Here is a 19,588-nt window from a genome sequence, read left to right on the forward strand (position 1 = left end):
TGCGGTGCAGTCCTAGACAGCTCCACCACACCGGAGGTCTTCGCCATGATCAAGCCCGGCAAGTGTCAACAACGCTCGTGATCAATACACCTAGGACTCGGCACCTGCTCAGCGGGGAGACTGTGGACAGGAGCGCCCACCGCCGCCGAAAGGGGCCGTCATGCTGCCGCGCAGGAGGAAGCCACGGGAAACCGTGCACCACCCGATCTTCGCCCGCCTCTACGCACACCGCTGCGGGCCGGCCGCGGACCGGCGGGCGGGGGTCGCGGCGCTGCGGGACGAGTTGCTGGCGGGCACCGCGGGCCGGGTCATCGAGGTGGGCGCGGGCAGCGGTCTGAACTTCCCGCACTATCCGGGGACCGTGTCGGAAGTGGTGGCGATCGAGCCGGAGTCCACACTGCGGGCGGTGGCACGGACGGCGGCGGCGCATGCCGCGCTGCCGGTGGATGTGGTGCCGGGGGTGGCGGAGGCGCTGCCGGTGAAGAGCGAGGCGTTCGATACGGCCGTGGCGTCGCTGGTGCTGTGTTCCGTACGGGATGTGCGGCGGGCGCTGGTGGAGCTGCGGCGGGTTTTGCGTCCCGGCGGTGAGCTGCGGTTCTTCGAGCACGGACGGGCCACCGGGCGTGGGCTGGCGGCGGTGCAGTGGTCACTGGACCGGACGGTGTGGCCGCTGCTGATGGGCGGCTGTCACACCTGGCGGGATCCGCTGGGCGAGATCCGGGCGGCGGGGTTCGAAGTGGTGCGCGTGCGGCGGCTGACGGTACCGGAGCGCGGTCCGACGCTGCCCTCGTCGCCCGTGGTGCTGGGGACGGCGCGACGGCCGATCCCGTGACGATCCCGCCGGTGTCACACCGTCCAGGTGCGCAGCTCGTCCGCGATGGCGTGGACGTCCGTCGTGCCCTCCTTGACGAGCCGGGCGAGGTCGCGGACCCGCTCGGGGGAAGTGGCGATCTTCAGGCCGCTCGCGACGAGGTAGCCATAGGCGACGGCGGTCGCGAACATCGCGTTCGAGCGCTCCAACGCCGGTACGTGCAGCAGTAGTTGGAGGAGTGCGGCGGCTCGGTCCTGAGGGTCGGTGTAGACGGGCACGCCGAATATCTCCGCTTCGTGGCGGCTGACCGCGGCCACCAGGGCGCCCCAGTCGGTGACCTGGGGGTCTCCGGGGGTGTGCTGTTCGGCGATCAGGAGGAGCCAGGCGAGGTCGATGCGCAGTGTCACGTTGTGCCCGGCTGTCCTTCCCGGGCCGGGTTCGCCGGGCGGCCGCGGTCTGCGCCGGGCTCCAGGCCGAATTCCTCGGCGAAGACCCGTTCGTACTGCTTCATGAAGTCGGAGGCGGCCTCGACGAAGGTCTGGCCGACCTCTCCCGCGTCCTTCAGGACGAGCTCCTCGATATAGCGGTTCATGCTCACTCCCCGCTGCTGGGCGCGCTCCCGCGCCGCTTCGGCGGTGGCTTCGTCCACGCGGACGTTCAGCTGCGTCTTCGCCACGCTTTCCAAGCTAGCGGGCATCCGCTAGCACCGGCAAGTGTCGGCCTCCGGTGTCGCCGGTCCCCCTTCCGGACCCCCTTCCCGGCGCCGCGGCGGGCGTCGCTCGGGGCACCGGCAGCGGGCCGCGCGCCGCTACCCATGCCGCCGGACCGGATGCCGCACGATGTGACCCGTGTCCGTACCGGCCCCCGTTCCGCACCTGAAGCGCAGTCTGCGCCGTTTCGACATCATGGCGATGAGCGTCGCCGCCGTGATCTCCTTCGACGTGATCGGGCAGATCGCCAGCGGCGGCGGCCAGGCTGTCACCTGGATCGCGGTGATGGCGGCCGCCTTCCTGCTGCCGTACGCCCTGATCTTCGCCGAGACCGGCGCCGCGTTCCCGCAGGAGGGCGGCCCGTACGTCTGGGTGGAGCTCGCCTTCGGGCGGCTGACGGCCGCACTGACCAGCATGTTCTATTGGGTCACCAACCCGGTCTGGCTCGGCGGCTCGCTGGCCTTCCTCGCTGCCGGCGCCTGGGACGGCTTCGTCTCTCCGCTCGGCACCGGCACCGGCACCGACTACCTCTTCAAGCTGGTCTTCATCTGGGCCGCCATCCTCACCGCGGTCATCTCGCTGCGCCGGGGCAAATGGATCACCACGGCCGGCGCGGCGGCCAAGGTCCTCTCGCTGGCCTTCTTCACCGGGACCGCGGTCGCGTACGGCATCCGGCACGGCTTCCAAGGCCTGGAGCAGACCCCCTTCGCCCCCACCGGCGCGGGATTCCTCGCGCTGGTACCCGTCCTGCTCTTCGCCATGGTCGGATTCGAGGCGCCCAGCGCGGCGGGTGACGAGATGTTCGATCCGCAGCGCGATGTCCCCGTCGCGATCGGTGTGTCCGGCCTGATCGCCACCAGCTGTTATCTGCTCCCGGTCGTGGCCATCCTCTCCGTCGCCCCGGCGGGGAAGGTCACCGGCATCGGCGGCTTCATGGACGCCGCCGGGCTGGTCTTCGAGGTGTACGGGGACTGGCGCGGGCCGGTGCTGACCGGCACCGCCGTGCTGTTCGTCTTCGCGCTGCTGACGCAGGGCAGCGCCTGGATGATCGTCGTCGACCGGATGCAGGCGATGGCGGCCTCCGACGGCGGGTTCTTCAGCCGGTGGCTCGGCGAGTTCCACGCGCGGCTGGGTACTCCGGTGCGGATGAACGTGCTCTCGGGTCTCACCGCCACAGCCTTCATGGTCGCCGCGATGAACCTGGCGAGCGGCGACGCGTCCGACACCTTCGCCGTCGTCCTCACCGTCGCGATCACCACACTGCTGCTGTCCTACCTCGCCATCATCCCGGCGCTGCTCGCCCTGCGGCTCCGCCACCCCGAGACACACCGGCCGTATCAAGTCCCCTTCGGCACCCGGGGGTTCACGGTCGCCGCGGTTCTCGTCTACGCCTGGATTCTGCTCGGCTCATGGGAGGCGCTGTTCCCCGGCACTCTGGAGCCGCTCGTCGGCATCGCATACGACTTCCGGAGCACGTGGGGTGTCTCCCGGACGTCCTTCGAGGTGTTCACGCTCGGCACCGTCCTCCTGCTGCTGGCCGTCGGGCTCGCCGGGTATCTGGTCCAGCACATGCACCCGCGGCGCCGCCGCCCCGACGATCACGGTGGCATGGACGGAGACCGGTCGTATCCACGATGACCGTGCTCTCCAAGGGGGGCCTTATGCCACGTCCGTTCCGCTTCGGCGTCCAACTCGGCGCTGCTCGCCCGGGACGTGGCCCCACCCGGATCGTGGAAATCGGTCGACACCGCACCACGCCCGATGCTGGGATCGAGACCATGACTGATCTTCATGTGCGGGCCGGTACGCCGACCGATCTCGATGCCGTGCTGGCCTTCTGGAAAGCGGCCGCCGAGGGCACCAGCATCAGCGATGACACCGATGGCGTGGGGCGGCTGGTGGCCCGCGATCCCGAGTCGCTGCTGATGGCCGAGCAGGACGGCGAGCTGGTGGGCACCGTGATCGCCGGCTTCGACGGCTGGCGCTGCCATCTCTACCGGCTGGCCGTGCACCCCGAGCGCCGCAGGCAGGGCATCGGCGGCGCGCTGCTGGCGGCCGCCGAGGAGCGGTTCGTGACGTTGGGCGGACGGCGTGGCGATGCGATGGTGCTGGACCGCAATGAGCTGGCCCAGCACGCATGGCGCGCCGCCGGTTACGCGCCCGAGCCGCAGTGGAGCCGCTGGGTCAAGCACCTGGACGACTGACGGCAGCAGCCCGGCGCACACCCCGAGCGGCCCAGGAGCCCGCTCCCGCCCCTGGGAGCGGGCTCTCCGCCTGCCACCGACTTTGCTGATCCTTTACCATGGTGGTTCCCTCCCCCAGCGAAAGGTGTGTGAGCGTCCAGCCATGGGCGAACCTCCCAGTTGTCGAGCACGCTCCCGACATAGCGCGAACCTCCCGTTCCTGTTCGAACATGGGACGGAGGTGACCCGATGACCGAGCTGCTCCTTCTGGCCGTGGCGCTCCTCCTGACCCTCGCCTGCGGCGTCTTCGTCGCGGCCGAGTTCTCGCTGACGACCGTCGAGCGCAGCGATCTGGAGCGCGCCGCCGAGCGCGGCGAGCGCGGCGCGGACAGCGCTCTGAAGGCCGTCCGCGGTCTGACCTTCCAGCTCTCGGGAGCTCAGCTCGGCATCACCGTCACCGGCCTGGTCATCGGCATGCTGTCCAAGCCGGCCATCGCCACCCTGCTCGCCGGCCCGCTCGACGCGATGGGGCTGCCGCGCTCCGCCGCGCAGTCCGTGGCCCTGGTTCTCGGTACGGCGATCTCCACGGTCGTCCTGATGGTCATCGGGGAGCTGGTCCCGAAGAACTGGGCCATCTCCAGCCCGCTGGCCATCGCCAAGAGGGTCGCCACCCCGCAGCGCGGTTTCAGCGCCTCGTTCAAGCCACTGATCAGGCATCTGAACACCACCGCGAACCACATGGTCCGCCGGATGGGCCTGGAGCCCGCCGAGGAGCTGGCCTCCGCCCGTGGCCCGCAGGAGCTGGTGGCCCTGGCCCGGCACTCCGCGAAGGAGGGCGCGCTGGAACCGGACACCGCCGAGCTGTTCGTCCGTACCCTCAACCTCGCCGATCTGACGGCGGAGAACGTCATGACGCCGCGGGTGCAGGTGATGGCACTGGACGTGCAGTCCACCGCCGAGGACGTCGCCAACGCGACCCGGGCGACCGGGCTGTCCCGCTTCCCCGTCTACCGCGGCAGTCTGGACAGCGTCGTCGGCGTCGCTCACATCAAGGACGTGCTGACCATCCCGGCCGAACGCCGCCCCCGCCATCCCGTCTCCGAGCTGCTGCGCGAGCCGCTGCTCGTCCCCGAGACGCTGACCGTGGACCGGCTGCTGGACCGCCTGTCCGGCAAGCGCACGATGGCCGTGGTCATCGACGAATACGGCGGCACGGCGGGCGTCGCGACGCTGGAGGACATCGTCGAGGAGGTCGTCGGCGAGGTCCGCGACGAGCACGACCCGCTGGAGAGCCCCGATCTCGCGGCGGCCGGATCCGACGCGGACGGCCGCAGCGTCTACCAGGCCGACGGCGCCGCCCGCACCGACCAGCTGCAGCGGATCGGCCTCCGGCTGCCCGAGGGCCCGTACGAGACCCTCGCCGGCCTGATCGCCACCGTGCTCGGCCGGATCCCCGTGGACGGTGACACCGTCGAGGTCGCCGGCTGGACGATGGATGTCCTCGACGCCACCGGCCACCGCGCGGCGCACGTACTGCTGCACGCCCCGCTGCCCGGCAGTACCGGCGACGAGGAAGCGGAGGCCGGCCGATGACCGCGCTCCAACTTTTCGTGGGCCTGCTGACGCTGGTCGTCAACGCCTTCTTCGTGGGCGCAGAGTTCGCGATGATCTCGGTGCGCCGCAGCCAGATCGAGCCGTACGCCGAGCGCGGCGACCGCCGGGCGCACAGTGTGATGTGGGGCCTGCAGCACGTCTCCGCGCTGCTGGCCGCCGCTCAGCTGGGCATCACGCTGTGCACGCTGGTGCTGGGCGCGGTCGCCGAACCGGCCATCGCGCACCTCCTGGAGCCGGTGTTCCACGCCGTGGGCATCTCGCACACGCTGATCCACCCGGTGTCGTTCGTGATCGCGCTGGCCCTGGCGACGTATCTGCACATGCTCTTCGGCGAGATGGTGCCGAAGAACGTGGCGCTGGCGGAGCCGGTGCGCAGCGCCCTCGCGCTGGGTCCGCCGCTGGTCGCGCTGACCCGGGCACTGCGCCCGGTGATCTTCGCGATCAACGCGCTCGCCAACGGGCTGCTGAAGCTGCTGCGGGTGGAGACCAGGGACGAGGTGGCCGCGACGTTCTCGGACGACCAGCTCGCCAAGATGGTCGAGGACTCACGGGCGGCCGGTTTGCTGGACGAACGTGCCAAGCGGCGGCTGCGGGACGCCCTGGAACTGGGGCGCCGCCCCGTCAGAGACGTGGTGCTGCCCGTCGGGAACGTGGTGTCGGCACGGATGGGGATCACCCCCGAAGGCCTGGAGCGGCTGGCCGCCGAGTCCGGTTTCTCGCGCTTCCCGGTCGTCGACGACACCCGCCGCATCCTGGGCTATCTGCACGTCAAGGACGCGCTCGACGCCACGCCGCGCGATGTGCCGTTCACCACCGCCGCACTGCGCCCGATCGCCCGCGTCAAGGCGGCGACGCTGCTGGACGACGTCCTGACGGCGATGCGCGGATCCAGTACGCACCTGGCCGCGGTGATCGCCGACGACGGGACACTGGCCGGGCTGGTGACGATGGAGGACGTGCTGCGGCAGCTGGTGTTGCAGCGGCCGCCGACGGGCTGAGGAGCCATCGCACACCCGCCCTTGCCCTTCTTCGCCCTCCGGATGAAACCCGACCGCACACCGGGGATAGGATCCTCACGCCATGGAGATCAATGCCCGTTACACCAGTTTCGTCGCGGTCGGCGACAGCTTCACCGAAGGCATGTCGGACGGCCTTCCGGACGGCTCCTACCGCGGCTGGGCCGATCTGCTCGCCGGCCGGCTGGCGGCCCGGCTGCGCGCCGAGGACGGCGGGCCGCAGAACGGCTTCCGGTACGCCAATCTCGCGGTGCGCGGCAAGCTCATCGGGCAGATCGCCGACGAGCAGTGCGGGCCCGCGGCCGCGATGGGCGCGGATCTGGTGACGCTGGTCGGCGGGCTCAATGACGTCCTGCGGCCCTCGTGCGATGTGGACCGGGTGTGCGGGCAGTTGGCGGCGGCCGCGGGGCGGCTGGCGGAGGGCGGCGGTCAGCTGGTGCTGATGCGCAGCCCGGGGCGGCAGGGGCCGGTCCTGGAGCGCTTCCGGCCGCGGATGCAGCAGTTGTTCGCGCAGATCGACACGGTGGCGGAGCAGCATGGCGCGGTGGTCGTCGACCTGTACGCGTCGCGTGCACTGGCCGATCCGCGGCTGTGGGCGGACGACCGGCTGCATCTCAACGCCGAGGGACACCGGCGGGTCGCGGAGGCCGTCTGGCAGGCGCTCGGCCTGGACGCCCAGTCGGACTGGGACGCGCCGCTGCCGGCCGCCGTGCCGCCGGGGTGGGGCGCGCGACGGGCCGCGGATCTGCGGTTCGCGCGCGAGCATCTGGTGCCGTGGATAGGGCGCCGGCTCACCGGCCGGTCGTCGGGCGACGGCCGGACAGGTGCCCAGTTCAGCGCTGAACTGGGCAAAGCCTTCTGGGTCACCCCTGCGGACCACACAAACCCCGGCCCTGTGACGGACTGGCGACAAGTGGGGACGTAGCCCGTAGCCCGTACAACCACGCGATCACCGTGAACGGCGCACTCGTCGGCGCCTGTTCCCTCTACCGCACCCGCGAGCCACAGGGCCGCTTCCTGGGGTCTGGCGGCTGAACAGCCCGAGAGCACCGCTCAACAACACTCCCCACGCCTGAACTTCTGGAGGATCGACTGCTCCCGTTCCGGCCGAGCGGAGCATCACAGAGCAATCGGCCATCGCCTACGGATAGTTCGAGGAGTTCGAGGAGACTGCCCGAATGGCGCCGATGGGGTTGCGATCGCGGAGAAGCCGGGCCCGCATTCGGCGGCGCTCACCGGTCCATTGGCCTGGGTCGGCACCCCCGATCTCGCAACACTCAACAACCCAGCCAGGCACGACCATCAGCGACGAACACCTCATTGCGTCAGCGGTGGCATCAGGGCCTCACACAATGAGGTGCGTTGGGGCTGATCGCCGTGCCTGTTGGGCTCGGTGCGACTCGACTTTTCAGAAACGACTTCAGGCGCTGGACGAGGCGGAGGAGGGACCGCGCGGCACATCGCCCGCCTCGCCTGGCCCGAGCCGATATGGGATATCCGTCAGTTACAGAGGAGGACGATGACGCAGGCGCCGCCGAAGTCGTCGTGGCCGCCGGTCGGGAGCGACTGGGCAACCGTGGCCTTTGTGGCGACGTGGGCGGACGTCGCGGCGACGGCGGATGCGGCCGTCGCCGACCCTGCCGCGAGAGCAATGCCCAGGGCAGTGCTGACCGCGAATACTCGTGAAAAGGATTTCTTGGGGCGATCCATCTGTGGAGTGTTCATGCGCATCACGATGCATGCCCTTGTAGCCGATGTCGCCCCGAGCGTGGCTGATGGGTGAACGACACGGAGTCCAACGATCCGGGGGTTCCGTGACCTGCCGGTGTCGCCTTGAGGACAGGGCGCAGATGCCGGCGACCACCGCCGAGCGTTACGCGCACGGCCGTGCCCCGATCTGCCACTTCCCACGCTCTCCGCAACAGTTGGCCGCCGTCCACGATGCTCGGTGTTGATGACCAACGGGCTACCGGGCTACCGGACCGTCGTACAGCCCTGCCCGCCTGTCCGCCATGAGGCGCCCCCAGGGACGATTCCGCAACGTCGAGAGCTCCCCGCGCTCTCCGTACCTTCCGTACCTCTCTTCGGTCCCCTCGGGAAGCATCAGAGCCATCCCGCGCTTGCCGTATGCGAAGATCAGGCGGCCGGGCTCACTGCCGTCTGCCGGGTCGATCACGTCCAGGGCGGCACGGGCACGGGCACCCTGGCGGGATTGCGCCGCCCCCTCGCCGTGCGCGCCTTCCGCCCTGCGCGCTGGGAACCTGGGCGGGTGTCGCGCCGTCCGGCGACGGCCCCCACCAAGCGTCCCGAGCTGCTGCCGTACGGGGCTGGCGCCCCCGTCGCCCGCTCTTCCTCGCCCCGGCTCGCCCCTTGGAGGAAAGCACAGCCGGGACCGGGGCGCTGGCCTGCGTAAATCGCCAGTAGACTCTGGCCACGTGACTGCTGTGTCTGCGAAGCCTCGCATCCCCAATGTCCTGGCCGGCCGCTACGCCTCCGCGGAGCTCGCCGTGCTGTGGTCCCCCGAGTACAAGGTCAAGCTGGAGCGGAAGCTGTGGCTTGCCGTGCTGCGTGCGCAGAAGGATCTGGGGGTGGAGGTCCCCGAGCAGGCGCTGGCCGATTACGAGCGGGTCCTGGAGACCGTCGACCTGGCCTCGATCGCCGAGCGCGAGAAGGTCACCCGGCATGACGTCAAGGCCCGGATCGAGGAGTTCAACGCCCTCGCCGGCCATGAGCAGGTCCACAAGGGCATGACCTCCCGCGACCTGACGGAGAACGTCGAGCAGCTCCAGGTGCGGCTGTCGCTGGAGCTGATGCGGGACCGTACCGTCGCCGTGCTGGCGCGGCTGGGCTCGCTGGCCGCCCAGAACGCCGAGCTGGTCATGGCGGGCCGCTCGCACAACGTCGCCGCGCAGGCCACCACGCTCGGCAAGCGCTTCGCGACCGCCGCGGACGAGCTGCTGGTCGCCTACGCGCGGCTGGAGGACCTCCTCTCCCGCTACCCGCTGCGTGGCATCAAGGGCCCTGTCGGCACCGCGCAGGACATGCTGGATCTGATGGGCGGAGGCCCTGAAGGAGCAGCGAAGCTCGCCGATCTGGAGCAGCGGATCGCCGCGCACCTCGGCTTCGGCCAGGCGTTCACCTCCGTCGGCCAGGTCTACCCGCGGTCCTTGGACTACGACGTGGTCACCGCGCTGGTGCAGCTCGCCGCCGCCCCGTCGTCGATCGCGAAGACGATCCGGCTGATGGCCGGGCACGAGCTGGTGACCGAGGGCTTCAAGCCCGGGCAGGTCGGCTCCTCCGCGATGCCGCACAAGATGAACACCCGCTCCTGCGAGCGCGTCAACGGCCTGATGGTGATCCTGCGCGGCTATGCCTCGATGGCCGGTGAGCTCTCCGGTGACCAGTGGAACGAGGGCGATGTGTCCTGCTCCGTGGTCCGCCGGGTCGCCCTTCCCGACTCCTTCTTCGCGCTGGACGGCCTGCTGGAGACCTTCCTGACCGTCCTCGACGAGTTCGGCGCCTTCCCCGCGGTCGTCGCCCGCGAGCTGGACCGCTACCTCCCGTTCCTCGCCACCACGAAGGTGCTGATGGGCTCCGTACGGGCCGGGGTGGGCCGCGAGGAGGCGCACGAGGCGATCAAGGAGAACGCGGTGGCATCGGCACTGGCCATGCGCGAGCAGGGCGCGGAGCGCAACGAGCTGCTGGACAAGCTGGCGGCGGACGCGCGGATCCCGCTGGACAAGGCGCAGTTGGACGCCCTGATGGCGGACAAGCTCTCCTTCACGGGTGCGGCGGCCGACCAGGTGGCCTCCGTCGTCGGCCGGATCGAGGAGATCACCAAGCACCACCCCGAGGCCGCGGCGTACACCCCGGGCTCGATCCTCTAACGCGGGTCGCCGACCAGCGCTTCTGACATGGCCTTCACACCCGAGGAACTCCAGGCCGCTCGCGATCGCCTCGTCCCCGACGTGGCGGCGAGCGGTCTGCGGGTCCTCTTCTGCGGCATCAATCCCGGGCTGATGACGGCGGCCACCGGCCACCACTTCGCCCGGCCCGGCAACCGCTTCTGGCCGGTCCTGCACGCCTCCGGCTTCACGCCCCGGCTCTTCAGGCCCGCCGAGCAGGAGGAGCTGCTCGCCCACGGCCTCGGCATCACCAATGTCGTGGCGCGGGCGACCGCGAAGGCCGACGAGCTGACGGCGGAGGAGTACCGCGAGGGCGGCCGGCTGCTGGCCGAGAAGGTGGCGCGGCTGCGGCCGCGCTGGCTCGCCGTCGCGGGCGTCACGGCCTACCGTGTCGCCTTCGGCGACAAGCACGCCGCGATCGGCCCGCAGCAGCGCACCCTCGGCGACACCCGCATCTGGGCGCTGCCCAACCCCAGCGGCCTCAACGCCCATTGGACGCTGGCCACCATGGCGGAGGAGTACGGGCGGCTGCGCGACGCGGCGTTCGCGGAGACCTGACGGGCACCCCCACGTCACCACAGCCGGTCCCCCACATCCTCCTCCCCCACCGCCACCAGCAGCTGGAACGGCAGCTCGCGGTCTCCCTGTCCCACCCCCACGCCGACCCACCGGCCGGCCACCCGCCAGCCGTACACCAGCGGGACATATCCGCACAGCGCGTCCAGCGGTGGCCGGACCGGTATGCCCATGGCCGACCGTTCCAAGTGGGCGGCGAGATCGATCATTTCGGGTTCGCCCCACCGTAAGGACAGCGCCTGCACCAGCGCCGTCAGCTCGGCCTCGAACTCGTCCAGGGCCTCCGCCACCTCGGTGAGGTCCGCGTCCCAGAAGTCCTGGCTGACCCGCAGGTCGGCTATGTGGAAGCCCGGCCCGCTCTCGACCATGGCGGAACGCACCGCTTCCGCCGGGAAGTCCCGCAGCCGCAACCGGTCGATGGCGGTCAGATGCTCGTCAATGGTCATGCCGTCAGTAAACCGTCCGGGTCTGACAATTGGCTTTCCCTCTGCTGTGGGCGAGAACGGGCAGGTGGTCGCGGGCCCGGCGTGCCTTGGTCAGCTCGTGTACATCGATGCTGGTCATGGCACCGGGCTGGCGGTCCGGACCGGCCGTGGCTTCCCCCTCCGGCGGGGAGCGGCTCCCCCGCCCGGGGGAGGTCCCGGACTCCGCCCGCTGGCACGATGGCGGGGTGTACCCGACGTCCCGAGCCGTGCTCCGCCCCCTGTGGAACACCGTCTCCACAAGCCCCCTCAGGGCCGTCTCCAGGACCCTGGTCAAGCCGCTCTTCAAGCCGCTCTTCAAAGCTGTCACCTACAGCCGCTGGCTCCATTTGCTGATCGCCTCGGTGGCCGGGGTCCTGACCGGCTTTCTGCGCGACGGGTCGTTCCACCCGGGCGGGGGTCGGCCATGGCTGTGGTTTGCGGTGCTGCCCGTGCCGTTCCTGCTGCTGGCCGCGCTGGTGCCGGCGGTCCGGCGCATCGAAGGCGTCCAGGCCCAGCTGCTGCTGGTTACGGGCCCGCACGACCCCGGCGAGCAGCCCACTTCCGGGATCGGCACCTCGACCTCGGCGAGCTGGCGGGACCGCGGTCGTACGGCCGCGTGGCTGTTGCTGCGCCTCGAAGCGGGTGTGGCCGTGACGGCCCTGACCGTCCAACTTCCCATGCTGGCAGCGGCGTTCATGTCGGCCGCCACCGGCCATCCCGCGCACTTCAACAACCTGCCGGCGATCGAGGCGCCCCACTGGTGGTACGCGCTGCTCGCGCCGCTGCCGCTCGTCCTGCTCTTCGTCGTCGCCATCGGTACGGGCTCCCTGATGGCCGCCGCCGCACGGCTGTTGCTGGGCCCCTCGGCCGCCGAGCGGCTGGCCGAACTGGAGGCCCGTACGGAGCGCCTCCTGGAACACAACCGGCTGGCCCAGGAGTTGCACGACTCGATCGGCCACGCGCTGTCCGTCGCCGTGATCCAGGCGGGCGCGGCCCGCGCCGCCGAGTCGCCCGAGTTCACCGACCGCGCGCTGGCCGCCATCGAGGACACCGGGCGGCAGGCGCTGACCGACCTGGAGCGGGCACTGCGGCTGCTGCGCGAGGACGCGCCCAGACCCGCCGACCGACCGGCGCTCACCGAAGCGGAGCGCCTGCTGGAGTCGGCGCGGGCCGCGGGTTCGGCAGTGCGGGCCGAGCTGGGCGGACCGTTGGAGGCGTTGCCCGGTCCCGTGTCGCGGGAGGCCTACCGCATGCTGCAAGAGGCCCTGACGAATGTGCTGCGGCACGCGGGCCCGGTGCCGGTGTCCGTACGGATAGCGGCCGACGCGGACGCCCTTGAACTGGAGGTACGCAACCCGCTGCCAACCGGGACTGCCGGCACTCCCCGTACGGACGCGCAGGGCCGCGGCGGTCGCGGTCTGCGCGGCATCCGCGAGCGGGCCGCGCTGCTCGGCGGCGAGGCCGACACCGGGCCGGAGGGCGGCGAGTGGCGGGTACGTGCCCGGCTCCCACTGCGCCAACTGGGCGCCCGTCAGACCCTAGGCTGATCCCGTGCCGATATCCGTACTCCTCGTCGACGACGAGCCCCTGGTACGCACCGGGCTGCGCGCCATCCTTGAAGCCCAGCCCGACATCGAGGTGGCGGGCGAGGCGGCCGACGGGGCCGCCGTCATCCCGCTGGTCCGGCGGCTGCGGCCCGATGTGATCGCCATGGACGTCCGGATGCCGCTCCTGGACGGCATCGAGGCGACTCGCGCGGTGCTGCGTTCGGTGCCCGAGCCGCCCAGGATTCTCGTCGTCACGACGTTCGAGGACGACGAGTACGTCTACGAGGCGCTGCGGGCGGGCGCGGACGGCTTTCTGCTCAAGCGCTCCCGGCCCACCGAGATCGTGCACGCGGTGCGGCTGGTGGTGGAAGGCGATTCCCTGCTCTTCCCGACGACGCTCCGGACCATGGCGGCCGGCCACCGCAACGAGCGGGCCCGCGCGGACTTCGAACGGGCCGCGCTCACCGAGCGGGAGCGGCAGGTGCTGCGGCTGATGGCCCGCGGGCTGTCGAACGCGGAGATCGCCGCGGAGATCTTCCTGGGAGCCGAGACGGTGAAGACGCACGTCAGCTCGGTGCTGGGGAAGCTGGGGGCCAGGGACCGCACCCAGGCCGTGATCGTCGCATACGAGTCGGGGTTCGTCTCGCCCGGCTAGAGCCTTTCCGACCCTGACCCATCGGACAGGCCGTAGCGCGAGTCCGGCGACGCCCCAGCGGGGCAACGGCCACTCCGGGGCTCGCCGCACACCCGCTGACCGGCTACGCTCCGCCAGACACGCGAGACGAGGGAGACGGACGTTGGGGCGGCTCACCGGCGGGGATCCCTCTCTGCTGCGACGGATCAACTCCGCGGTGGTGCTGCACGCACTGCGCGCCGCGGACTCCCCCACACTCACCGATCTCGTCCAGGTGACCGGCCTGTCCCGGCCGACGGTCGAGGGCGTGGTCGAGGGGCTCATCGAGACCGGGCTGGTGGTCGAGGCGGCCGCCGAGGAGGGCGAGACGCGGCGCCAGGGGCGGCCGGCCCGCCGGTTCCGGTTCCGTGCGGAGGCCGGGCATCTGCTGGGCATCGAGATCGGTCCGCACCGCATCGCGGCACTGCTCTCCGACCTCGGCGGGCGGATGCTGGACTCGGCGCAACGTCCCGTGGACGAGACCGCCCCGGCCGACGAGCGGCTGGAGCGGGTGCGCACCGTGGTGGCCGAGCTGCTGCGCCGTGCGGGGGTCGCGCGGAGTTCGCTGCGGGCCGTCGGCGTGGGCAGCCCCGGCATCGTGGAGGCGGACGGCACCGTAAGGCTGGGCACGGCGCTGCCCGGCTGGACCGGCCTGCCGCTGGGCGAGCGGCTGCGGCGGTCGTTCCACTGCCCGGTCCTCGTGGAGAACGACGCGAACGCCGCCGCGGTGGCCGAGCACTGGAAGGGCGCGGCGGTCGAGTCCGACGACATCGTGTTCGTCCTGGCCGGGCTGAGCCCCGGTGCCGGTTCGCTGATCGGCGGCCGGCTGCACCGGGGGTTCGGCGGGGCGGCCGGGGAGATCGGCGCGCTGCATCTGTTGGGGCGCGAGGCGAGGCCGGAGACGCTGCTCTCGACGACCGGGGAGCCGCTGAATCCGCTGGACGAGGCGCAGGTAGCGGCGGTGTTCGCGCTGGCGCGGGACGGCGACGTCCAGGCGCGGGAGGCGGTGGACCGGTTCATCCAGCGGCTGGTGCACGATGTCGCGGCGCTGGTGCTGGCGCTGGACCCGGAGCTGGTGGTGATCGGCGGCTGGGCGGCCGGACTGGCCGGCGTACTGGAGCCGCTGCGCGGGGAGTTGGCGCGCTACTGCCTGCGCCCACCGCAGGTCGCCCTCTCGGTGCTGGGCGAGGCGGCGGTGGCCACCGGGGCACTGCGGCTCGCGCTCGACCATGTCGAGGGCGAACTCTTCGCGGTGGAGGGCACGGTGACGGGACGCCGGTGAGGCGTACGTAGGCGGTTCACCGCATCCGGGCCCGCGCCGGTGTCGGCACGGGCCCGGATGCCAGGACGCTACGGGACGGTCAGCCCGCGAGCAGGGCGACCGCGTCGCTCTCACCGAACGTGAGGCGGCAGGTGTCGGCGCGGTAGGTGGAGACCGCGACGGCGGTGGTACGGCCCGCGGACACATAGCGGGTGGTGACGACCAGGACGGGCGCTCCGGGCAGCCGGTCCAGCTGCTTGGCGTCCTCCGCGCGGGCCGAGCCGAGCTCAACGGTCCGGTCCTGGCCCTCCAGCTCCAGCTTCTGCAGCTCCTGGAGGACGGCACGGGCGCGGGCCGGGGCGCTGACCGAGGCCACACCCGAGCAGCCGGGGACCGAGGCCGACGGCACATACAGCAGCTCGGCGGCGACCGGCTGGCCGTTGGTGACGCGGCTGCGGCGCACGATGTGCACCCGGTCGCCGGGGACCGTCTCCAGGAGCCGGGCCACGGCGGCGGGCACCGCCTCGGTCTCCGCGGCGTCGACCGGCTGCCAGTCGTCGCCGGGGGCGCCGGGCCAGGTATGGCGGGCGGGGTCGACGGCGACGCCGACCCGCGGCGGCGCGACGGTCGTCCCCACACCGCGCCGGCGCTGCAGCCTGCCTTCCAGCTCCAGCTGTTCCAGCGCCTGCCGGAGCGTGGCCCGCGCGACGCCGAACCGCGCGGCCAGGTCACGCTCATTGGGAAGAATCTCACCGACCGCGAATTCCGAGTCCAGCGCGTCGCTGAGCACGGTCTTGAGGTGCCAGTACTTCGGCTCCGGCACCGTTTCGAGCTGCGTGGTCCCCACCCTGTCCTCCGCACTGGCCGTTGCCCCGCAAGGCTGCGCCCCCATGGAGCACGGGCCCGCGAATATGAGCGCTTCTTTATTAAAGGTTGTTGCAGTATCCCGACGATATGGCCGCCCCCACCCTTGGTCAAGACCAATCCCGGAACCGTTTGGAGCAGGTCCGGCCAGGAATCCGACCGCTTCGCCCACCGCCGGGCTCGCCCTGCTGCACACCTCGCCCGTCCATGTCCCGGTCTTCGACGCGCTGCGCGACGAGGACGTCCCCGGGCCGGCCCCGCGTCACCTCGTACGCCCCCAACTCCTCGACCGGGCAAGGGATCAGGGGTCCGGCGCGGTGGCGATGGCCGCGACCGCGCAGCGGAAGACGGCCGACCGATGGGACGGCGGCGTGCCGGTGCTGTCGAGCCCGCGCCCCAGCCAGCACCGCAGCCCGCGCCCCGGCCCGCGGGCCGCCGCTCAGCTCGTAGCGAGGGAGAGGAGCTTGTCCGGGTTGCGGACGATGTAGACCGTGTGGATCCGGCCGTCGTCGATGCCGAGCTGGATGACGCAGTCCGGCTTGCCTCCGTAGTGCGCCAACAGAGCGATCCCGCCGTTGAGTTCGAGCAGGGTGAACTCCATACCGGGAGCAGGGGACTTGGCGATGCCGACGAGGAACCGGGCGACCTTGTCCGGGGACTCGATGATCCGCAGCGGGGCCTTGGCCTTCCCCCCGCTGTCCCCGACCAGCCGCGCATCCGCGGCCAGCAGGCTCAGCAGCCCTTCCAGGTCCTCGCCCGCCGCGGCGGCCAGGAACCGCTCGGTCAGATCGCGCTGCCGGTCGGCGTTGACCTCGAAGCGCGGCTTGCCCTCCTCCACATGCCGCCGGGCCCGGCCCGCCAGTTGGCGTACCGCGGCCTCGCTCCGGTCGAGGACGGTGGCGATCTCCGCGTACGGATAGCCGAAGGCCTCACGCAGGACGAACACCGCGCGCTCCAGAGGGGAGAGCGACTCCATGACGACGAGCACCGCGAGCGTGACGGACTCGGTGAACACCGCCCGTTCCGCGGTGTCCGGGGCGATACCGCCGACGTCGGTGGCGAGCGGCTCCGGCAGCCAGGGGCCTACGTAGGCCTCGCGGCGCGACTGGACGTGCCGGAGGCGGTCGATGGCCAGCCGGGTGGTGATCCGCACCAGAAAGGCGCGCGGTTCGCGGACCTCGGTCCGGTCGGCGGCCGACCAGCGCAGCCAGGCGTCCTGAACGACGTCCTCGGCATCGGCCACCCGGCCGAGCATGCGGTAGGCCACCCCGTGGAGCACCGGCCGATGCTCTTCGAAGATTTTGGTGGCATCGCCGGCGTCGGCGGTATGGGGCGTGGAATCGGTCGGCACACTGCCATCCCACCGGTCCGGCGTCGCGTTGTCCAGCGGAAACGTCGGAGTTTGAATCCTCCCCTCCCTGAAGGAAGGGGATTCCTCACCCTCCAGGGCCGATGTGGGGATTTCTAGCTCACGCTGCCAGACCAGGCAGCGCCTGGTCTGGACTTCCACGATCAGCACCAGCCGGGTTGAGACCAGCCCGGACCAGCATCACGCGGGCGGAGTTCTTATCCCTGGGGGATACGACTCCGCACGCAGTGCAGGCATACGTTCTCTCGGAAAGAGGTAGTGCGTGCTTGGTTCTCGCTCCGCACTGCGCACAGTCCATGGTGGTGTGCGCGGGGTGGACCAGGTGCACGGCCCTGCCGTGCTTGCGGCCCATCTCGACCAGAGCCGCCTTCGTGGCGCCGATGGCCGCGTCTGCGGCCTTGCGGGCCATGGTGGTCTTGGCGAGGAACTTCGGGCGGAAGTCCTCGACCGCGAGAGCGTCATGGTCGCGGACTACGTGCTTGGCCCACTTGCGGCCGGTGTCCTGACGCTTCCGGGCCACCTTCTTGTGCAGCTTCGCGGTCTGCCGCTTCGCTTCGTGGTAGCCCTTCGATCCGGCCTGTCCGCGCTTCGGCTTCCGCCTCGCCATCATCCGCTGATAACGGGCAAGCTTCTGCGCGGCGGTCTTCCCGTGCTGGGCGTGGGGAAGGTCGTGGGCGTCGGATGTAGTGGTCGCGGTCTCCTTGACGCCCCAGTCGATCCCGATCACACGACCGGTCTCGGGGAACCGCTCGACTTCGGCAGGCACCACAAAGCTCGCGTACCAATGCCCGATGGAGTCCTGATAGACACGCACACTGGATGGGTCGGCCGGAAGGTCCCGCGACCACACCACTGTCAGGGCGATGCCGCCCGCCAGGTGCAGACAGCCGTCCTTGAGACGGAAGCCACGCCGGGTGTAGTTCAGGGACGGCAGCGCCTCGCGCTTCCTCTTCCAGCACGGCATTCCGGCGCGCTGCCGCATCGGCAGACGCTCACGGATGTCCTTGTGCGCCTTCCCCTTGGACTTCCCGAAATCCCGGATCAACTGCTGCTGCGGCACCGAGGAACCCTCACGCAGCCAACCGGTCCGCTTGCGGGCCTCGGTCAGCATCTTGTCGAGCTGCGCCGGACCACACGTCTTCTTCTCCGCGCCCTCGGGACGCGTCTTGTTCCAGATATGGGTCTGCTTCGACTTGGCGACACATTCATTCCACACCCACCGGCACCGGTCCCACTCACCCATCAACGCCCTGCGGGCCGCAGACGACACACGCAGACGGAAGGTCCACCGGGCATGTCCGGCATCCTCCGCCATCGCCGCGGTTGTCATACACGTCAACCTATCTGGGAGGACTGACAGTTGAGAACGATCGATCTTGATGGGCTCGCTCACCCCGCTGTCGAGTGGACGCCGTTCCACCCTGACGGCGAAACGCTATCCCTGCCCTGCCCCGCAGGAGTCCGATTTCTCCCCACCCCAAAGGACGGGGCATCCTCGGAGGAATCCGGTGACGGGGCGGGGGCGTGGGTGCGGCACAGTCACGGGCGCGGCGCCGGCGGGACGCGGTCGTTGGTTCGCTGGTGGCCGACACTCGATCCGGCATCCCCATACCGCTCAGTAGCCTTTGCTGGCATCGTGTTTGCACATGTCCCCCGGCAACGCCGCACACCCCCGGCAGCACCGCAAGCAACGCACCCCCTTTGAGGAGTCCCCCATGGCCGACTCGGTCTCCTTCGCCCGTGTCCGCCCCGTGGACCGGCCACCGTTCACGGTCGCGTACGAGCGCAAGGGTTCCGGTGAACCCATCGTTCTGCTGCACGGCATCGGTCACCATCTCCAGGCGTGGCGGCCGGTCTGCGACATCCTCGCTGCCTCCCACGAGGTCATCGCCGTCGATCTGCCCGGCTTCGGCGCCTCGCCCGCGCTGCCGGACGGCTCCTCGTACGACCTGTCGACGGTGGTTCCGCTGCTCGCCGCGGCCTTCACGGAGCTGGGCCTGGACCGCCCGCATGTGGCCGGGAACTCGCTGGGCGGCCTGCTGGCCCTGGAGCTGGGCCGGACGAAGGCCGTACGGTCGGTCACCGCGCTCTCGCCGGCGGGCTTCTGGACGCAGGCCGAACGCCGTTACGCGTTCGGGGTGCTGCGGGGCATGTACGCCGGTGCGCAGGCGCTGCCGCAGCCGGTGGTGGAGACGCTGGCGCGGTCCGTCATCGGCCGGGCGTCGCTGACCGGCACCATCTACGCGCACCCCGGCCGCCGTTCGGCCGAGGCCGTCGCGGCGGAGACCCGGGCGCTCCGCGAGGCACCCGGGTTCGCGCGGACGCTGGCGGCCGGCCGGGAGGTGCGGTTCACCGATGACGTGCCGGACGTCCCGGTGACGATCGGTTGGGGCAGCCGGGACCGGCTGCTGCTGCGCCGCCAGGGCGTGCGCGCCAAGCACACCATTCCGGGCGCCCGGCTGGTGCGTCTGCCGGGCTGCGGGCATGTGCCGATGAATGACGATCCGGCGCTGGTGGCACGGGTCATCCTCGACACGGTGGGCTAGGACCTGTCCGATGGGCGTTTCGGCAACGCCGCGCGGCGCCGTGCCAGGC

At 71.1% G+C, this 19,588-nt stretch carries 19 protein-coding genes and 1 pseudogene; 13 read left to right on the forward strand and 7 right to left on the reverse strand.

The annotated features are described in order from the left end of the window. Window positions 1-160: 160 nt before the first annotated feature. On the forward strand, window positions 161-832 hold the full coding sequence (locus AB0I10_RS33310) for a class I SAM-dependent methyltransferase (protein WP_363156417.1): 672 nt from the start codon (window positions 161-163) through the stop codon (window positions 830-832). Window positions 833-846: 14 nt separating this feature from the next. Here the strand turns inward: AB0I10_RS33310 and AB0I10_RS33315 are convergent, their stop codons facing one another. Further along, window positions 847-1,218 (reverse strand): fic family toxin-antitoxin system, toxin component, encoded by a 372-nt coding sequence (locus AB0I10_RS33315; RefSeq protein ID WP_363156418.1) that lies wholly within the window; start codon window positions 1,216-1,218, stop codon window positions 847-849. Continuing rightward, window positions 1,215-1,487, reverse strand: coding sequence for a toxin-antitoxin system HicB family antitoxin (locus tag AB0I10_RS33320; RefSeq protein ID WP_363156419.1), 273 nt, complete (start codon window positions 1,485-1,487; stop codon window positions 1,215-1,217). The genes AB0I10_RS33315 and AB0I10_RS33320 overlap by 4 nt, the downstream gene beginning before the upstream one ends. 172 nt (window positions 1,488-1,659) lie before the next feature. On the opposite strand from AB0I10_RS33320, the gene AB0I10_RS33325 reads away from it, so the two are divergent. The 5 genes from AB0I10_RS33325 (at window position 1,660) to AB0I10_RS33345 (ending at window position 7,259) form a co-directional block, all read left to right on the forward strand. Beyond that, a complete protein-coding gene (locus tag AB0I10_RS33325; RefSeq protein ID WP_363156420.1) occupies window positions 1,660-3,159 on the forward strand; it encodes an APC family permease in 1,500 nt (499 codons plus the stop codon). 140 nt (window positions 3,160-3,299) lie between these two features. After that, the gene (locus AB0I10_RS33330) at window positions 3,300-3,725 is read left to right on the forward strand and encodes a GNAT family N-acetyltransferase (protein ID WP_363156421.1); all 426 of its coding nucleotides are present in this window, start codon (window positions 3,300-3,302) and stop codon (window positions 3,723-3,725) included. 228 nt (window positions 3,726-3,953) lie between these two features. Continuing rightward, complete coding sequence (locus tag AB0I10_RS33335) at window positions 3,954-5,297, forward strand: hemolysin family protein (RefSeq protein ID WP_363156422.1); 1,344 nt, start codon at window positions 3,954-3,956, stop codon at window positions 5,295-5,297. Continuing rightward, complete coding sequence (locus AB0I10_RS33340; protein WP_363156423.1) at window positions 5,294-6,316, forward strand: hemolysin family protein; 1,023 nt, start codon at window positions 5,294-5,296, stop codon at window positions 6,314-6,316. Before AB0I10_RS33335 ends, AB0I10_RS33340 begins: the two co-directional genes overlap by 4 nt. A gap of 82 nt (window positions 6,317-6,398) precedes the next feature. After that, a complete protein-coding gene (locus AB0I10_RS33345; protein ID WP_363156424.1) occupies window positions 6,399-7,259 on the forward strand; it encodes an SGNH/GDSL hydrolase family protein in 861 nt (286 codons plus the stop codon). Window positions 7,260-7,834: 575 nt separating this feature from the next. Here AB0I10_RS33345 and AB0I10_RS33350 read toward each other — a convergent pair. After that, on the reverse strand, window positions 7,835-8,059 hold the full coding sequence (locus tag AB0I10_RS33350) for a hypothetical protein (RefSeq protein ID WP_363156425.1): 225 nt from the start codon (window positions 8,057-8,059) through the stop codon (window positions 7,835-7,837). A gap of 719 nt (window positions 8,060-8,778) precedes the next feature. Between AB0I10_RS33350 and purB the strand changes: the two genes are divergently transcribed. Both purB and mug read left to right on the forward strand, forming a co-directional pair. Further along, the gene (gene purB / locus AB0I10_RS33355; protein WP_363156438.1) at window positions 8,779-10,221 is read left to right on the forward strand and encodes an adenylosuccinate lyase; all 1,443 of its coding nucleotides are present in this window, start codon (window positions 8,779-8,781) and stop codon (window positions 10,219-10,221) included. Window positions 10,222-10,248: 27 nt separating this feature from the next. Next, entirely contained in the window at window positions 10,249-10,797 is a 549-nt protein-coding gene (gene mug / locus AB0I10_RS33360) for a G/U mismatch-specific DNA glycosylase (protein WP_363156426.1), read from the forward strand. A 14-nt stretch (window positions 10,798-10,811) separates the two neighbouring features. Here mug and AB0I10_RS33365 read toward each other — a convergent pair whose 3' ends face one another. Beyond that, window positions 10,812-11,261, reverse strand: coding sequence for a hypothetical protein (locus tag AB0I10_RS33365; protein WP_363156427.1), 450 nt, complete (start codon window positions 11,259-11,261; stop codon window positions 10,812-10,814). Between the two features lie 305 nt (window positions 11,262-11,566). On the opposite strand from AB0I10_RS33365, the gene AB0I10_RS33370 reads away from it, so the two are divergent. From AB0I10_RS33370 to AB0I10_RS33380, 3 genes are all read left to right on the forward strand, one after another. After that, window positions 11,567-12,826 carry a histidine kinase gene (locus AB0I10_RS33370; RefSeq protein WP_363156439.1) on the forward strand — a complete coding sequence of 420 codons (1,260 nt, stop codon included), beginning with the start codon at window positions 11,567-11,569 and terminating at the stop codon, window positions 12,824-12,826. 4 nt (window positions 12,827-12,830) lie between these two features. Continuing rightward, window positions 12,831-13,481 carry a response regulator transcription factor gene (locus AB0I10_RS33375; protein WP_363156428.1) on the forward strand — a complete coding sequence of 217 codons (651 nt, stop codon included), beginning with the start codon at window positions 12,831-12,833 and terminating at the stop codon, window positions 13,479-13,481. Window positions 13,482-13,623: 142 nt separating this feature from the next. Continuing rightward, window positions 13,624-14,781: an ROK family transcriptional regulator gene (locus AB0I10_RS33380; RefSeq protein ID WP_363156429.1), complete on the forward strand. Its 1,158-nt coding sequence runs from the start codon at window positions 13,624-13,626 to the stop codon at window positions 14,779-14,781. Between the two features lie 79 nt (window positions 14,782-14,860). Here the strand turns inward: AB0I10_RS33380 and AB0I10_RS33385 are convergent, their stop codons facing one another. Further along, complete coding sequence (locus AB0I10_RS33385; RefSeq protein ID WP_363156430.1) at window positions 14,861-15,607, reverse strand: GntR family transcriptional regulator; 747 nt, start codon at window positions 15,605-15,607, stop codon at window positions 14,861-14,863. 136 nt (window positions 15,608-15,743) lie between these two features. Between AB0I10_RS33385 and AB0I10_RS33390 the strand changes: the two are divergent. After that, window positions 15,744-15,923 (forward strand): annotated as a pseudogene (locus AB0I10_RS33390) (hypothetical protein); the annotation flags it as partial. A 140-nt stretch (window positions 15,924-16,063) separates the two neighbouring features. On the opposite strand, the gene AB0I10_RS33395 reads toward AB0I10_RS33390, so the two are convergent. Further along, on the reverse strand, window positions 16,064-16,975 hold the full coding sequence (locus AB0I10_RS33395) for an RNA polymerase sigma-70 factor (RefSeq protein WP_363156431.1): 912 nt from the start codon (window positions 16,973-16,975) through the stop codon (window positions 16,064-16,066). A 118-nt stretch (window positions 16,976-17,093) separates the two neighbouring features. Beyond that, entirely contained in the window at window positions 17,094-18,323 is a 1,230-nt protein-coding gene (locus AB0I10_RS33400) for a transposase (RefSeq protein WP_363156432.1), read from the reverse strand. A 385-nt stretch (window positions 18,324-18,708) separates the two neighbouring features. On the opposite strand from AB0I10_RS33400, the gene AB0I10_RS33405 reads away from it, so the two are divergent. Next, window positions 18,709-19,539 (forward strand): alpha/beta fold hydrolase, encoded by an 831-nt coding sequence (locus tag AB0I10_RS33405; protein WP_363156441.1) that lies wholly within the window; start codon window positions 18,709-18,711, stop codon window positions 19,537-19,539. Window positions 19,540-19,588: the final 49 nt, after the last annotated feature.

This window comes from Streptomyces sp. NPDC050636 (assembly GCF_040654775.1).
In the GTDB taxonomy this organism is placed as follows: Bacteria; Actinomycetota; Actinomycetes; order Streptomycetales; family Streptomycetaceae; genus Streptomyces.